Origin of the sequence: uncultured Algibacter sp. (assembly GCF_947490405.1) — a bacterium.
Taxonomy (GTDB): domain Bacteria; phylum Bacteroidota; class Bacteroidia; order Flavobacteriales; family Flavobacteriaceae; genus Algibacter_B.
Genome location: NZ_CANLGU010000009.1, coordinates 55,990 through 70,306, shown reverse-complemented (window position 1 = coordinate 70,306; position 14,317 = coordinate 55,990). Strand labels below are relative to the sequence as shown.

The window sequence follows — 14,317 nt, the reverse complement described above, 5'->3', positions numbered from 1 at the left end:
ATATTATATATGGCAACTTCGGTATTAAAGCAACCACATGAAAGAGAACTTTTTGGACATCCAGTAGGGCTTTACGTTTTATTTTTTACAGAAATGTGGGAACGTTTTTCCTATTATGGGATGCGAGCGCTTCTTGTTCTTTATTTAACTTCAAAAACAACGGATTTAAATCCTGGTGTTGGTTGGACTCAAGTTGAAGCCTTATCTCTTTACGGCTGGTATACCGCTCTAGTTTATATAATGTCTATTCCAGGCGGTATCCTAGCGGATAAGTTTCTAGGACAGAAAAAGTCGGTAATTCTTGGAGCTATTCTGTTAGTTATAGGTCATAGTGTTCTTGCAATTGAAGCTATGTGGGCATTTTATACAGGACTCGTTTTTATAATTCTTGGAGTTGGTTGTTTAAAACCTAATATTTCTACAATGGTAGGTGGACTATATAAGAAGGGAGATATTCGTAGAGATAAAGGGTTTACCATTTTTTATATAGGTATTAATGTTGGAGCTTTCTTGTCAGGAATAGTTGTTGGTTATGTAGGTGAAGTTCATGGATGGCATTATGGTTTTGGGTTGGCAGGAATATTAATGGTATTAGGCCTAATTCAGTTTTTGGCAGGACAAAAGTACCTTGTTCATGTTGGTAATTATTTGGGAAAATCTGATAAAGCTGAAGATCAAGAAGCCTATAAGAGACCACTAAATAAAATTGAAAAAGATAGGGTTATAGTTTTACTAATCTCTTTTTTATTAATTATTGCTTTTTTTGCTGCGTTTGAACAAGCTGGAGGTTTGATGAATATTTATGCTAGGGAGAAAACAAATAGAATGTTAATGGGTTGGCAAGTGCCAGCTACATGGTTTCAGTCTTTAAATTCATTTTTCATAATTACACTTGGTGTCGCAATAGCTGCGTATTGGGCTAAACGAAAATTAAAAGGAACTGAAGCATCATCCCTGTTCAAAATGATTATAGGCTTAGGCTTAGTTGGTGTTGGTTTTTTATTTATGTCTGCTGCAGCTTCGGAATATGATAATACTGGAAGCTCAATGATGATTTGGTTAGTTTTAGCTTATTTATTTCATACTATTGGTGAGTTGTGTTTATCTCCTGTTTCCCTTTCATTTGTTACTAAATTAGCTCCAGCAAAATATGCATCTATTATGATGGGTATTTATTTTGCAACAACAGGATTAGGAAATAAAGCTGCTGGGTTACTTGGTGAATCTTCATCAGTTTATGGAGAATTTAAAGTCTTCACAGGAATAGCCATTTTTTGTATTGTATTTGCGTTTTTAGTTTTTCTTTTCTTCAAGAAATTAAAAGCACTTACTCATGGAGCTGAAGACAATGAAACTGATTTTAGTACGAAAGAAGCAGAAGGCTTTGAATTAGCAGATAGCTAAAAAATATAAACCCTCTTTTTGAGGGTTTTCTTCATTATAACCATTAAATTTTCCTCTATGAATACGGATATTGAAAATCTTTTTAAGGATAAAGTAATAGGTCACCCAGCAGGACTATTTGTGTTGTTTTTTACTGAAATGTGGGAACGGTTTTCATTCTATGGAATGAGAATTCTATTGGTAATATTTTTAACAGCACCTATAATTGATGATAACCCGGGATGGGGATGGGCTAGAGAGAACGCACTGGCTTTAATTGGTACCTATGCATCGCTTTTGTATTTAACGCCAATAATTGGAGGCTGGGTGGCAGATAAAATCACAGGTTATAGAATGGCAGTTGTAATTGGTTGTACAATAATGACTTTAGGGCATGCATCAATGGCTTTTGAAACTACAACTACGTTTTATCTAGGTTTAGCGCTTTTAATTATTGGAACAGGTTTTTTTAAGCCTAATATTACTTCGATAATTTCTGAAATGTATAAGGGGAAGGAGTCAAAAAAAGATGGAGCCTACACTATATTTTATATGGGTGTTAATGCAGGTGCTTTTTTTGGAATGATGCTCTGCGGATATTTAGCCGAAAATTTTGGTTGGTCTTGGGGCTTTGGTTTGGCTGGTATATTTATGTTTCTGGGAATGCTTCAGTTTTGGTTAGCAGGAAGCTTATTTGGTAGCGTTGGTGCAAAGCCTAGTAAAGTATATGAGGTTGAATTGCCTCAAAATATAAATGAAGAAAGTCCGTCTGATGCTACTATAAATCAAATAGAAGAAAAGCTTAATCCCTTCACATTATTTGACAAAATTTTAATTATACTATCTTCAGTTGGTGGACTTCTATATCTATTTAATGATCCGCTAGAGAAGATAGGAGGTACAAACTTATTACCATTTCAAATTGGAGATTTAAGTGGTTCTAATGTTGTAGTACTTTGTGCTCTTATATTATTTTTAATACTGCTAGTAACTAGAATTTCAAGATACATTAAAGTAGTAAGAGATAAAATTATAGCCGTATCTATTTTTGGAATATTTACTGTTTTCTTCTTTGCTTTTTTTGAACAATCATTGGGGTCTATGACTTTATTTGCTCGAGATTATACAGAGCGAGATTTAATAGGGAATTCAGCAATGGTTTTTAAAATTATTGATGCTCTACTAACAACAGTGCCTCTAATAATAATTACATGGGTACTTATTTTATTGGCTAAAAAGACATTTTCCAGAATAGGTTTATCAAATATTATTTTAGGAGTTGCTTTTGCTGGACTATGGTTTTTGGTGATATTTAGATTAGCTGATAAATTTTCTCAAGAAGGAAATGAAGTAGACGCAACTTGGTTTGGGATTTTAAATTCATTTTTCATAATTACATTAGCACCTTTGTTTTCAAGGTGGTGGGAGAGTAAATATAATCCCAGTGCAGCAATGAAATACGGTATAGGCTTAATTTTACTTGGGCTTGGTTTTGCATTTCTGTCCTATGGTGCTTCAGGAATTCCATCCGGTGCTAAAACAGCTTCAGTTAGTATGATTTTTCTAATTTTTGCCTACCTGTTACATACTATGGGTGAATTGTGTATTTCTCCTGTAGGATTGTCGTATTTAAGTAAATTGGTTCCTCCTAGAATGATAGGTTTTATGTTTGGTGTATGGTACCTAGCAATAGCCGTTGGTCAAAAGGCTGCAGGAACCATGGGGGGAATGATTGATAAAATTTCAGAAGAATATTCTTTAGGAACTTTTTTCTTGATATTCACATTAATTCCAATAGGAGTTGGTGTAATTTCAATAGTCTTAAATCCACTACTCAAAAAGCTCATGCACGGTGTTCGATAATCGATAAATCGTTAAAAAATATTCAAAATGTCCCTATTTAGGGGCATTTTTTGTAAGTTCGGCATACCATTTGCAACTTATAGATTATGAACAAGACTATACTTTTTATACTGGCATTAGCGTTTTTAAGCTCAAATGCTATTGCGCAAAAGATTAACTGGGTTTCTTTTGATGAAGCTATTAAGTTACAAAATAAAAATCCAAAGAAAATTATGATGGATGTTTATACCAATTGGTGCGGACCTTGTAAAATGCTTGATAAAAACACATTTCAGAATCAAGATGTGGCAGATTATGTAAATGCTAATTATTATGCGGTAAAATTTAATGGAGAAGGTAACGAGGTTGTAAATTATAATGGTAAAGAGTTTACGAATCCAAATTACAACCCAGCTTTAGCAAATAGAAGAAATTCTGCTCATGAATTAGCTCGCTATTTTCAAATCAGATCCTATCCTACAGTTATGTTTTTAGATGAAAAAGGTGACTTAATTTTTCCTTTGATTGGATATAAAACAGTTTCTCAAATGGAATTATATTTAAAAATGTTTAACAAGGACGAGCACAAGAAGCTTGATACTCAAGAAAAATTTAATGAATATTATAAGGCTTTTGAATCTAAGTTTAAAAGCTAGTTTTTAATAGATAAAATATATGAAGAACTTTATATTTACATTGTTTTTAACTGTTTTGGTTTCTGCTAGTAATGTTGCTCAAGAAAGACTTACTTGGTATACTGATATTAATGAAGCTATGGATTTAGCGGTTAAGGAAAATAAGAAGATGATGTTGTTTTTTACAGGATCAGACTGGTGTGGTTGGTGTATTAAGCTTCAAAATGAAGTTTTTAAAACTTCTGATTTTGAGAAATGGTCTAATGATGTGATTTTAGTAGAATTAGATTTTCCAAGAAGAACACCCCAAGACGAGAAAATAAAGGGACAAAACCGGCAACTACAAGCTATATTTAAAGTTAGAGGGTATCCTTCTGTTTATTTTGTGAGTCCTGAAAAATTGCCTGATGGAAGAATGAATTTGAATAATTTAGGTAAAACAGGTTATGTGCGAGGAGGTGCCGAAAAATGGCTAGAAGTGGCGAATAGTATTGTGAAAAAAACGATATAGAAAATTAATAATCTATAATAAAAGCGCCCTTTTTGCTAGTTTGGTGAAAAGGGATTTTTCTTTTTCTACAAATAAGTTTCCAACGTTCTACGTAGGATTTATAATTGCTTCCATCAGAAATAACATATTTTGGTTTTAAAGAATCAATCAGCCTATTTAAATTAATTTTTGGCGACTGTCTGAGCAGAATATAGTCTGGTTTGAAGGTCTTTAAATTATAAACACCAAAGCTGTCAATTACTAATAGCCTTTCATTGTTTAGTTGGTAAACTGGAGTTATTTTGTGTTCTTCAATTTTGTAAATAGCATTGGCAACAGTGTAATCTCTTATAATTTTGTTTTTCGCTTTTGTAATACTGTCAAAATCATTAGCAATTAAAATTTTATTATTTATGGTATTTCCTAGTAAGCTAAATCGACTTTTATGAAAAACAATAAAGGTGTTGTTGGGTTTGTTGAATTTATTATAAATAAAAGTACTTTGAACAATCAGAAAGGCAATTAAAAACAATTTAAGATTTGAATAATTTCTTTTAAAAATCAACCGAAAGAATGATATAATCAATAAATAAGAGGTGATAACTAAGAGTAGGTTAAAAGAAATATCTTTAAATAAAAACGCTTCTTGTTTAGATACCCAACTTACAAAACCATTCATAGCGCTTATAATGTATCCAAAGCTGTCTGCCACAAATTGTGGAAGCAAGTTTAAAAGAGCTAATAGAATGACTAAAATTCCAAAACCTAGTATAAGTCCTAAAAACGGGATAATAATAAGGTTTGAGATAAAAAATAAACCAGGAAACTGGTGGAAGTAATATAAGCTAATGGGTATAATTCCGAATTGAGCAGAAATGGTAATTGTAAACGTATGCCATAATTTATCAGTAACCCAATATTTTGGTTTCCAAAAGCTATACAAATAGGGGTCAATTATAACAATAGCAAATACAGCTAAATAACTTAATTGAAAACCCACATCAAAAATAAACAATGGTTTAATAAGTAAAATAACAAACAGACTAATGGCTAAAGTATTATATATATTTGTTGGTCGCTTAAGGTTTAATGCAATGGCTACTATGCTGAACATGGTGACTGCTCTTGTAACTGAAGCTGATAATCCTGCAATTAATGCAAAACTCCAAAGCATACTTACTAAAAGAATTGTTTTTATGAGTTTACCATGTTTAAATTGTTCTAATGGTTTGAATATGAAGCTTAAAATAAGTAGAATTATACCAACATGAAGACCAGAAACAGCCAAAATATGAATTGCTCCAGCATGGGTATAACTGGTGTAAATGGCTTCACTTATATCTTGTCTTTGTCCTAACAAAAGCGCATTGATTATGGCAAGTTCATCAGGTTTAAAATTATAAGGTTTAAGTTTTTTATTAATGCGTTGTCTAATATTATCAGCAAGCCCAAAAAGGGTTTTTGCTTTAGCTTTAGAAACTAATAGAGCTTCGTTTGATGTGAAGAGTTGATGGTAAATATATTTTTTTTCTAAATATTTTTTATAGTTGAATTGATGTGGGTTAAGTGGATCAATAAGATTTTTAAAATCTGTTCTGCCTACATAGACATCATCAACTTTTAATGGAGAAAATAAAGTGTCTTTCTGGATATTTAAAAGCGTTTTGCCAATAACCTTTTCTTGATTGATTTCTAAAAGATCAATGATGTATTTGTCATAATAATTTCCAGATTTTAAAACTTCTCGTATTCTAAAAGTTATAGTGTTTAAGCTGTCATTTTTTATTATTGCTACTTTAGTGTAGTGGTTTTTAAAGTTTTTTTGATTGTGAAAACAGGTTGTTAAAACACCAATAGAAACCATAACTAGAAATGAAAAAACACCAAACCAGATAGATGAAAAAAACTGCTTTTTAGCAATAAAATAAAAAATGAGTAAAACAATAAGTAACGAAGTAGTTAAGAGTACTGAAACATTTAAAGGTAAATTGAATACATAGCCTATAATAATGCCTAGAACCAGGCATATACTAAGTTTAATTATTGTAAAATTAAGTAATCGCATACTTTTTAAAGATATAAAATATCCTATAAAATACGACGTACCTCATGAAAGGCTTTTAACCAATAAGTTTCGTTAAGCCCAGAAATAATAACGCCTTTACTGGTTGTAGCATGAATAAACTTAATATCGTTACCTTTAATATCTACTATTAAGCCAACGTGGTTTATAGAGTTTCGCCTGTTTCCAGTTTTAAAAAAAAGAAGGTCACCTTTAAGGGCTTTGCTAAGTTTAATTCGAGCCCCTTTTTTTGCCATATCTCTTGAAATTCTTGGTAGCAAAATATCTTGAGTTTTAAAAGATTCATAAACTAAGCCAGAACAATCTACTCCTGATTTTGTTGTTCCTCCCCATTTGTAGCGTACACCCTCAAACTGTTTAGCATAATCAATAATAAAATCTGCTTTGTATTTAGTTGAGGTACCTTTCTCAACAGGAATTGTTGCTACAGTTGTGTTATTGTCTGATGATGGGCTTTTTTCGCGTTTCTTGGTAACGATTTTGTTGGGTTTTCTAGCTTTAGAGCGTTTAGAAGATTTACAATTACTAAGACTTGTAATGACTAAAAGGATTAAAAGTACTCGAGTTATTTTAAGATTTAATGGATTCATAAATCAATTTAGCAGTTTTTTCACTAGCGCCTTTGCCTCCTAAGGTTTTTTCTAATTCATAATAATCTAAAAACAGATGTTTACGAGTTTCAGGGTTTAGTATGTTATCTAACTCTTTTTTAAGTCTTTTTTTATTGAAGTCATTTTGGATAAGTTCAGTAACCACCTCTCTGTCCATTACCAAATTTACTAACGAAATAAATTTCAAAGTTATTATACGTTTCGCTATCTGGTAAGAAATATTGCTTCCTTTGTAACAAACAACTTGAGGAACTTTAAACAAAGCTGTTTCTAAAGTAGCTGTTCCAGATGTAACCAATGCAGCAGTGGATATACTTAGTAAATCGTATGTTTTGTTAGAAATAAATTTTACGTTACTCGATTTTATAAATGTATTGTAAAAACTATAATCCTGACTTGGTGCTCCTGCAATAATAAACTGGTATCTTGGGTAGTTGTCAGCTATATTCAACATCACAGAGAGCATCTTTGTTATTTCTTGTTTCCTGCTTCCTGGAAGTAAAGCTATTATTGGTTTGTTTCCTAATTTATGTGTTTCTCTAAATTTAAATTCATCAACCTGTTCCCTATTTGTTATCTCATCAATTAAAGGGTGGCCAACAAAAGTAACCTCATAACCGTATTTTTTGTAAAAAGGTTTTACAAAAGGGAGTATAACATACATGGCATCAATATCACGCTTTATAGCTTTTACTCTGCTAGCTCTTGATGCCCAAACCTGTGGAGATATATAATAGTTGGTTCTATAGCCTTCCTGTTTTGCCCATTTTGCAATTCGTAAATTGAAACCAGAGTTGTCAATAAAAATAATAGCATCTGGTTTAAAATTTTCAATATCCTTTTTGCAAAAAGAAATATCTTTGAAAATTTTATTCAAGTTCATGACCACTTCAATAAACCCCATAAAAGCACGTTCTTTGTAGTGCTTAACTAATTTACCCCCAGTAGCTTGCATGAGATCACCACCCCAAAACCTAATCTCAGCTTTAGCATCAACCCTATGCAGTGCTTTCATTAAGTTTGAGCCATGTAAATCACCAGATGCTTCTCCAGCTACAATGTAATACTTCATTTAGAAGAGTTTAAAAACAAAAGTAAAAACAGCAATAAAAACCGTAATTAGCAATACGCCCCTAGCACGATAGTCTTGCCTTTTTTTTATAAAGATGAAAAAAGCAATAAGGTTTAAAATTGCGCCTAGACTAATAAGTTTGCCTAAAAATCCTTCTTTAGCAGCAGCATCTATTACAACAGTAAAATCATCTCCTTTTCCTAATAAATTAGCAGCTAAAAATAAGCCAATGGCATTAGCTATTAAACCAATAAGCATACCTATAAAAATGTCTTTCTTCATGTGTTACTTTGGTGTTTTAGTATTATAGATTCCAACTATTTAAATCTTTTATAAAATGATGAGCAGTTAAATCGAATTGCGCTGGAACTACAGAAATATAACCGTTTTCAAGTGCCCATTCGTCAGTATCTTCACCGCCATCTAAATTAACAAACTTACCTGTAAGCCAATAGTAATCTTTGCCTTGTGGTGTTTTACGTTTGTCAAATTCTTCAACCCAATTCGCTTTAGCTTGTCTACAAATTTTTATGCCTTTAATGGCGTCTTCAGAAATATTGGGGATATTAACATTTAAAACCACACCATTTGGTAAGCCATGTCTCAAAACTTCTTCTGTAATAACCTTTACAAAAGGTTTTGAAGCTTCAAAATTAGCATCCCATCCATAATCTAATAAAGAAAAACCAATGGCTGGAATGCCCTCTATTCCAGCTTCAATTGCAGCACTCATTGTTCCAGAATAAATAACGTTTATTGAAGAGTTTGAGCCATGATTAATTCCTGAAACACAAATATCAGGAACTCTGTCAGCGAGCTCTCTGATGGCAAGTTTCACGCAATCAGCAGGTGTTCCAGAACAGCTAAACTCTTTTTGTGGTCCTTCGTCTAAATGGACGTCTTTAGCGTGTAAAGTGGAGTTTAAAGTAATGGCGTGTCCCATGCCACTTTGTGGGCTGTCAGGTGCTACAACTACCACATCTCCAATGGTATTCATTACAGAAATTAATGATCGTATTCCTGGAGCATTAATGCCATCATCGTTTGTTACAAGTATAAGCGGTTTTTTACTCATTTTAGTGCTAAAAATCATCGCTAAAATACATAATTTCGTTAGTAAACACCTAATTTCTTTGGTTTAACAAAAAATTAGTAGCGATTCGAAGTATTGGCATGGTTTTTTCTTTATTTTAGTGAAAAATATGCTGTGCTTTTTAGAAGCAAAAAAGAATAAAACATGAAGAATATTATGAAAAGGAATTATAAAGTACTCTCTCTTTTATTGTTGTTGGCGTTTGCGTCTTGCAGTTTTACATCAAATAAATTCAGTAATCCAGACAAAGATAAACTTCTAATTCAAATCATCACATTTGTTATCGAGCAAGGTCATTTTGACCCGATTGCCATGGATGATGCGTTTTCTGAAGAATTATTTTCAGATTTTGTTGAAGTGATGGATCCAGTTAAAAGATATTTTTATCAGTCTGATTATAAGGATTTCGAGAAATATAAATTGACTATTGATGATCAACTTAAAATAACAGATATTACGTTTTTTAATGTAGTTCATGAACGTTTTGTTAAACGAATAGAGGAGTCCAAAGAGCTTTATAAAGCTATTTTAGCTGAGCCTTTTGATTACACCATAGATGAAACTTTTGATACAGATTATGATAAAATCGCCTTTCCTAAGAATAAAAAAGAAATGAAAGAACGTTGGAGGAAACAACTAAAGTTTTCTACAATTTCTAACTATGATGATCTTTATGAGGATGAAAAAAGAGCCAAAGAAAAAAATCCAAATTATGTAATGAAGTCTGAGAAAGAAATTGAAAAAGAAGCGCGTGAGGCTACATTACGATCTTTAGATATATATTTTCAAGATTACATTGATGATCAAAGACGTGAAGATTGGTTTGCTGTTTATGTAAATACAATAGTTGAAGAGTTTGATCCTCATACATATTATCTAGCTCCAAAAGGAAAAGAAGATTTCGATACCCGTATGTCTGGTAAGTTAGAAGGTATAGGAGCAAGACTTCAGAAGCGTATGGATTACATAAAAGTTGTAGAGCTTATTTCTGGGGGCCCCGCTTGGAGAGGTAACGAGCTAGAAGTTGAAGATTTAATTCTTAAAGTTAAGCAGGAGGATGAAGAGTTTCCTGTGGATATTGTTGGTATGCGTATTAATGACGCTATCAAGTATATAAAAGGTCCAAAAGGTACCAAAGTAACCCTTACTGTTAAAAAAGTAGATGGTACCGTAAAGGATATTACCATTACAAGAGATGTTGTTGAGGTTTTTGATACCTATGCTAAATCGTCTGTAGTAAAAAAAGATGACAAAATTTTTGGTGTTATAAACTTACCTGCGTTTTATGCTGATTTTAATGATTATAAAAATATTAACGCAGCCAAAGATGTAAAAAAGGAAATTGAAAGATTGAAAGAAGATGGCATTGAGGGGCTTGTACTGGATTTGCGAAATAATGGAGGAGGATCCTTGCCTACAGTTGTTGAGATGGCAGGTTTATTTATAAAAGATGGTCCTATTGTTCAAGTACGCTCAACAGATACGCCCAAAGAAGTTTTGAAAGATAGAGATAAATCTATAGCATGGGATGGTCCGTTAGTTATTTTGGTAAACGAAATTTCGGCTTCAGCTTCAGAGATATTAGCAGCTGCAATGCAAGATTATAAGCGCGCAATTATTATAGGTAGCAAGCAAACTTATGGTAAAGGAACAGTGCAAAATGTTATAGACTTAAATAACATGTTGAGGAATAATACAAGTGGCGATATGGGAGCTTTAGCGCTAACCAGACAAAAGTATTACAGAATTAATGGTGGCTCTGTGCAGTTAGAGGGTGTTAAAAGTGATATTAAAGTGCCAGGTCGCTTTAGCTTTATTGATGTAGGTGAAAAAGATAAAGAAAATCCATTACCTTATGATGAGATTGATGAAGCGCAATTCACGGTTTGGGAGTATTATTTTGATTATGATGCAACTATTCAAAAAAGCCAAAAGCGTATGAGTAATAATGAGCAATTAAAGCTTATTGAGGAAAATGCTAAATGGGTGAAAACTAAAATTGATGAGACGGTTTATTCGCTTAATTATAATAAGTACAAGGCGCAATTAAAAGCCAATGAAATAGAATCAAAAAAGTATGATGCAATTAGTGATTATGATACAAATTTAACCTTTGACTCTTCAAGTTATGAAAAGGAACTTATCGCAAAAGATACGACTGATTTAAAAGAGAAACGCAAACGTTGGCATCAAAGCTTGAGTAAAGATGTTTATATTGAAGAGGCACTAAATGTTTTAGACGATTTAAAAACAGCATATCCAATTAAAAAAGTGGCTTCTACAGTAAAGAATTAATAAACGTTTATGAGTCATAAATCAAACTCACTAAAACAATTAGCGCTCCAAAAGTTTAAAAGCAACTTTTGGGGCGTTTTTAGTTTTTGTTTTATCATATTGGTTGGGGTGGTTTCTGTTTTTGCTTATGTGTTGGCTCCAGATGATTCTCAATATGCGAATCAAATGCATCTGGCAATTCATTCTAAGAAACCAGGTTTTAAGGTAAATATGTTAATAATACCTTCAGAAATTTCAACAAAGCAAAATGGTTTTGATAAACTGTTTTTTGGAAAGAAAAACGCTGATACAGAAGTTCCAATTTCAGATTATACAATGGAGGATGGTATTCTGGCCTATAAAGAATATGCTTCTGACGGATTAGAAGGTGCGGAGAAAATTATAAAATTAAATGTCTTACCTGATCATGTATTCACGGGTTATATTACTGAAAGAACCTTTCTTTTTGGAACAGATAAATATGGTCGTGATTTACTTAGTAGAATTTTAGTAGGAGCAAGAATATCTTTTTTTATTGGTTTTGTGGCGGTTCTAATTTCGTTAATTATTGGAATTTTTATGGGAAGTATTGCTGGCTATTTTGGAGGAAGAGTTGATGCTATCATCATGTGGATAATTAATGTAACATGGTCTATACCAACATTATTATTAGTAATTGCTATTACTTTAGCTTTAGGGAAAGGGTTTTGGCAAGTCTTTATAGCGGTAGGTTTAACCATGTGGGTAGAAGTGGCAAGGGTAGTACGTGGGCAAATTATTAGTGCAAAAGAAATGCAATATGTTACGGCGGCAAGAGCTTTAGGGTATAATGATTTTAGGATAATAACTAAGCATATATTACCAAACATAATGGCACCTGTTATTGTTATTTCGGCAGCTAATTTTGCAGCTGCTATTTTAATTGAAAGTGGTTTAAGTTTTTTAGGTATAGGAGCACAACCACCAATGGCAAGTTGGGGAGCAATGATTAAGGATCATTATAATTATATTATTCTTGGAAAACCTTATTTAGCTATAATTCCGGGGCTTTGTATTATGAGTTTAGTTATGGCTTTTATGCTTATAGGTAATGCGCTTAGAGATGCTCTAGATGTTAAGAGTTAAATAGTCTTATTTTAAAAACTCTAAAACGGTATTCCAAATTCGAAAGTCTACAGGTATCCCTTTTTCTAAATTATTTTGTCTAACCTGCAAAGTGCGTTCTCCCGGGTAAAACGTTTTTTGTCCAGTTTCGGTTGGAGTGATGTTGTGCGTGAAATTTATAATTTCATTTAACAGGTTTTCTTGAAGATTAGAATCGTTAAAAGTCTTTTGATGTATACACATATAAACTTGAGAAACCCCCGTTTCATATTCGTCTAACCCTAATTTATAGGTTGATTTGCCTGCTGATAAAATTGTAGCTAGCATATCCAAAACCATTGAGAGTGCAGAGCCTTTCCAAAGTCCAATAGGTAAGCTACGTTCACTCTTTAATATAGCATCTGGGTCTTTAGTTAAATTATTGTTGTTGTCCCATCCGCCTTCGTAGGGAAGCATTTTATTATTTAATTTATAATCGTTTATTTTTCCAAATGAAAATTGAGAGATTGCCATATCTAAAACAATATGCCCTTTTTTTCTAGGTATAGAAATGATAAAGGGATTGTTGCCAAGTCTCAATTCTTTTCCGCCCCAAGCTGGCATATTGGGTTTTGTATTGGTAAAAAGTATGCTTATACAGTCTTTTTTCGCAGCTTGCCACCCATAATAACCTCCACGCATCCAATGATTCGTATTTCTAAGGGCTACAATGCCCATGCCGTGGTCTTTAGCTAATTCAATAGCTCGATTAGTACATTTAACTGCGTTAATAATTCCAACTCCATTATTGCCATCCCATCTTTCAATATTTCCAAAAGTTTCTGCTTTTTCAACTTCAGCGTTTATATCAACTAAATCTTTATTAATAAAATCAAGTAGAACAGGGACTCTATTTATGCCGTGAGAAGTAACCCCGCATAATGAATTTTCTGTAAAAACTTCAGATAGTAGGTTTGCTTTTTCATTAGTAAACTTATATTTCACAAAAATATCAAAAAGCGTTTTTGACATAAGTTCTTGAGAAACTATTTTTGCTTGTTTCATGAATTTCCAAAAAGGTTTTGTTGAAAGTAATTAATTTGGCTGAAATTATAATTATTTAAATCAAGTTTCCATGTTTAGATTTAATTCATCAACATATCCTAAAACCTTGTCTTTTCCTATATTTTTTGAAGATGATGTTATAAAGTAATTTGGCATATCCTCCCAAGTTTCTAAAAGGATGGTTTGGTAATCTTTAACATGATTTTCTATTGCCTTGGGTTTTAATTTATCAGCTTTAGTGAAAATAATAGAAAATGGAATGCCATTTTCTCCAAGCCATTGCATAAATTCTAGATCTATGGGTTGGGGCTTGTGCCTTATATCTACCAAAACAAAAGCGGTAACTAATTGTTCTCTTAGGGCGAAATATTGCGTAATAAATTTTTGAAATACTTTTTTTGAACTTTTTGAAACACGTGCATAACCATAGCCAGGTAAATCTACCAAATGCCAATTTTTGTTAATTAAAAAATGATTAATGAGTTGTGTTTTACCGGGTCTGCCAGAGGTTTTAGCTAAACTTTTTCGGCTTGTAAGCATATTGATTAGAGAAGACTTGCCAACATTACTTCTTCCTATAAAAGCATATTCTGGCAATCTGCTTTTTGGACACTTAGTAACATCAGAGTTGCTCATAACAAATTCAGCAGACTTTATTTTCATACAAGTGTTTTTTTGTTATTACC

At 32.5% G+C, this 14,317-nt stretch carries 13 protein-coding genes; 6 read left to right on the top strand and 7 right to left on the bottom strand.

Annotation, left to right across the window (positions count from 1 at the left end; all coding sequences use genetic code 11):
* The first annotated feature begins 9 nt into the window (after positions 1 to 9).
* The 4 genes from Q0772_RS15830 to Q0772_RS15815 all read left to right on the top strand — a co-directional run bounded on the left by Q0772_RS15830 (position 10) and on the right by Q0772_RS15815 (position 4,371).
* Positions 10 to 1,404: a peptide MFS transporter gene (locus Q0772_RS15830; RefSeq protein ID WP_298346798.1), complete on the top strand. Its 1,395-nt coding sequence runs from the start codon at positions 10 to 12 to the stop codon at positions 1,402 to 1,404.
* A 57-nt stretch (positions 1,405 to 1,461) separates the two neighbouring features.
* A complete protein-coding gene (locus Q0772_RS15825; protein ID WP_298346796.1) occupies positions 1,462 to 3,246 on the top strand; it encodes a peptide MFS transporter in 1,785 nt (594 codons plus the stop codon).
* Positions 3,247 to 3,332: 86 nt separating this feature from the next.
* On the top strand, positions 3,333 to 3,881 hold the full coding sequence (locus Q0772_RS15820; RefSeq protein ID WP_298346794.1) for a thioredoxin fold domain-containing protein: 549 nt from the start codon (positions 3,333 to 3,335) through the stop codon (positions 3,879 to 3,881).
* Between the two features lie 19 nt (positions 3,882 to 3,900).
* Positions 3,901 to 4,371: a thioredoxin family protein gene (locus tag Q0772_RS15815; protein WP_298346793.1), complete on the top strand. Its 471-nt coding sequence runs from the start codon at positions 3,901 to 3,903 to the stop codon at positions 4,369 to 4,371.
* Positions 4,372 to 4,375: 4 nt separating this feature from the next.
* Here Q0772_RS15815 and Q0772_RS15810 read toward each other — a convergent pair whose 3' ends face one another.
* From Q0772_RS15810 to surE, 5 genes are read right to left on the bottom strand one after another with little or no spacing between them, the layout of a single operon-like run.
* Positions 4,376 to 6,415, bottom strand: coding sequence for a ComEC/Rec2 family competence protein (locus Q0772_RS15810; RefSeq protein ID WP_298346791.1), 2,040 nt, complete (start codon positions 6,413 to 6,415; stop codon positions 4,376 to 4,378).
* A 23-nt stretch (positions 6,416 to 6,438) separates the two neighbouring features.
* The gene (locus Q0772_RS15805; RefSeq protein ID WP_298346790.1) at positions 6,439 to 7,023 is read right to left on the bottom strand and encodes a C40 family peptidase; all 585 of its coding nucleotides are present in this window, start codon (positions 7,021 to 7,023) and stop codon (positions 6,439 to 6,441) included.
* The gene (gene lpxB / locus Q0772_RS15800; RefSeq protein WP_298346788.1) at positions 7,004 to 8,116 is read right to left on the bottom strand and encodes a lipid-A-disaccharide synthase; all 1,113 of its coding nucleotides are present in this window, start codon (positions 8,114 to 8,116) and stop codon (positions 7,004 to 7,006) included. Before lpxB ends, Q0772_RS15805 begins: the two co-directional genes overlap by 20 nt.
* Positions 8,117 to 8,398, bottom strand: coding sequence for a hypothetical protein (locus Q0772_RS15795; protein WP_298346786.1), 282 nt, complete (start codon positions 8,396 to 8,398; stop codon positions 8,117 to 8,119).
* A gap of 22 nt (positions 8,399 to 8,420) precedes the next feature.
* Positions 8,421 to 9,191, bottom strand: a complete 771-nt coding sequence (gene surE / locus Q0772_RS15790; protein WP_298346784.1) for a 5'/3'-nucleotidase SurE — start codon at positions 9,189 to 9,191, stop codon at positions 8,421 to 8,423.
* Positions 9,192 to 9,365: 174 nt separating this feature from the next.
* Here surE and Q0772_RS15785 point away from each other — a divergent pair, with 174 nt between their 5' ends.
* Positions 9,366 to 11,504: a carboxy terminal-processing peptidase gene (locus Q0772_RS15785; RefSeq protein ID WP_298346825.1), complete on the top strand. Its 2,139-nt coding sequence runs from the start codon at positions 9,366 to 9,368 to the stop codon at positions 11,502 to 11,504.
* 9 nt (positions 11,505 to 11,513) lie between these two features.
* Positions 11,514 to 12,608, top strand: coding sequence for an ABC transporter permease (locus Q0772_RS15780; RefSeq protein WP_298346782.1), 1,095 nt, complete (start codon positions 11,514 to 11,516; stop codon positions 12,606 to 12,608).
* 6 nt (positions 12,609 to 12,614) lie between these two features.
* Here Q0772_RS15780 and yiaK read toward each other — a convergent pair whose 3' ends face one another.
* Together yiaK and yihA are read right to left on the bottom strand one after the other, a co-directional pair.
* Positions 12,615 to 13,631 (bottom strand): 3-dehydro-L-gulonate 2-dehydrogenase, encoded by a 1,017-nt coding sequence (gene yiaK, locus Q0772_RS15775; protein ID WP_298346780.1) that lies wholly within the window; start codon positions 13,629 to 13,631, stop codon positions 12,615 to 12,617.
* A gap of 60 nt (positions 13,632 to 13,691) precedes the next feature.
* On the bottom strand, positions 13,692 to 14,294 hold the full coding sequence (gene yihA / locus Q0772_RS15770) for a ribosome biogenesis GTP-binding protein YihA/YsxC (RefSeq protein ID WP_298346778.1): 603 nt from the start codon (positions 14,292 to 14,294) through the stop codon (positions 13,692 to 13,694).
* Positions 14,295 to 14,317 lie beyond the last annotated feature (23 nt).

What these genes read in the sequence shown, in the direction of transcription:
- yihA (WP_298346778.1), bottom strand. Translation starts at nt 14,294, where the DNA reads ATGAAAATAAAGTCTGCTGAATTTGTTATGAGCAACTCTGATGTTACT.
- Q0772_RS15810 (WP_298346791.1), bottom strand. Translation starts at nt 6,415, where the DNA reads ATGCGATTACTTAATTTTACAATAATTAAACTTAGTATATGCCTGGTT.
- Q0772_RS15785 (WP_298346825.1), top strand. Translation starts at nt 9,366, where the DNA reads ATGAAAAGGAATTATAAAGTACTCTCTCTTTTATTGTTGTTGGCGTTT.
- Q0772_RS15795 (WP_298346786.1), bottom strand. Translation starts at nt 8,398, where the DNA reads ATGAAGAAAGACATTTTTATAGGTATGCTTATTGGTTTAATAGCTAAT.
- surE (WP_298346784.1), bottom strand. Translation starts at nt 9,191, where the DNA reads ATGAGTAAAAAACCGCTTATACTTGTAACAAACGATGATGGCATTAAT.
- Q0772_RS15805 (WP_298346790.1), bottom strand. Translation starts at nt 7,023, where the DNA reads ATGAATCCATTAAATCTTAAAATAACTCGAGTACTTTTAATCCTTTTA.
- Q0772_RS15825 (WP_298346796.1), top strand. Translation starts at nt 1,462, where the DNA reads ATGAATACGGATATTGAAAATCTTTTTAAGGATAAAGTAATAGGTCAC.
- Q0772_RS15815 (WP_298346793.1), top strand. Translation starts at nt 3,901, where the DNA reads ATGAAGAACTTTATATTTACATTGTTTTTAACTGTTTTGGTTTCTGCT.
- Q0772_RS15830 (WP_298346798.1), top strand. Translation starts at nt 10, where the DNA reads ATGGCAACTTCGGTATTAAAGCAACCACATGAAAGAGAACTTTTTGGA.
- yiaK (WP_298346780.1), bottom strand. Translation starts at nt 13,631, where the DNA reads ATGAAACAAGCAAAAATAGTTTCTCAAGAACTTATGTCAAAAACGCTT.
- Q0772_RS15780 (WP_298346782.1), top strand. Translation starts at nt 11,514, where the DNA reads ATGAGTCATAAATCAAACTCACTAAAACAATTAGCGCTCCAAAAGTTT.
- lpxB (WP_298346788.1), bottom strand. Translation starts at nt 8,116, where the DNA reads ATGAAGTATTACATTGTAGCTGGAGAAGCATCTGGTGATTTACATGGC.
- Q0772_RS15820 (WP_298346794.1), top strand. Translation starts at nt 3,333, where the DNA reads ATGAACAAGACTATACTTTTTATACTGGCATTAGCGTTTTTAAGCTCA.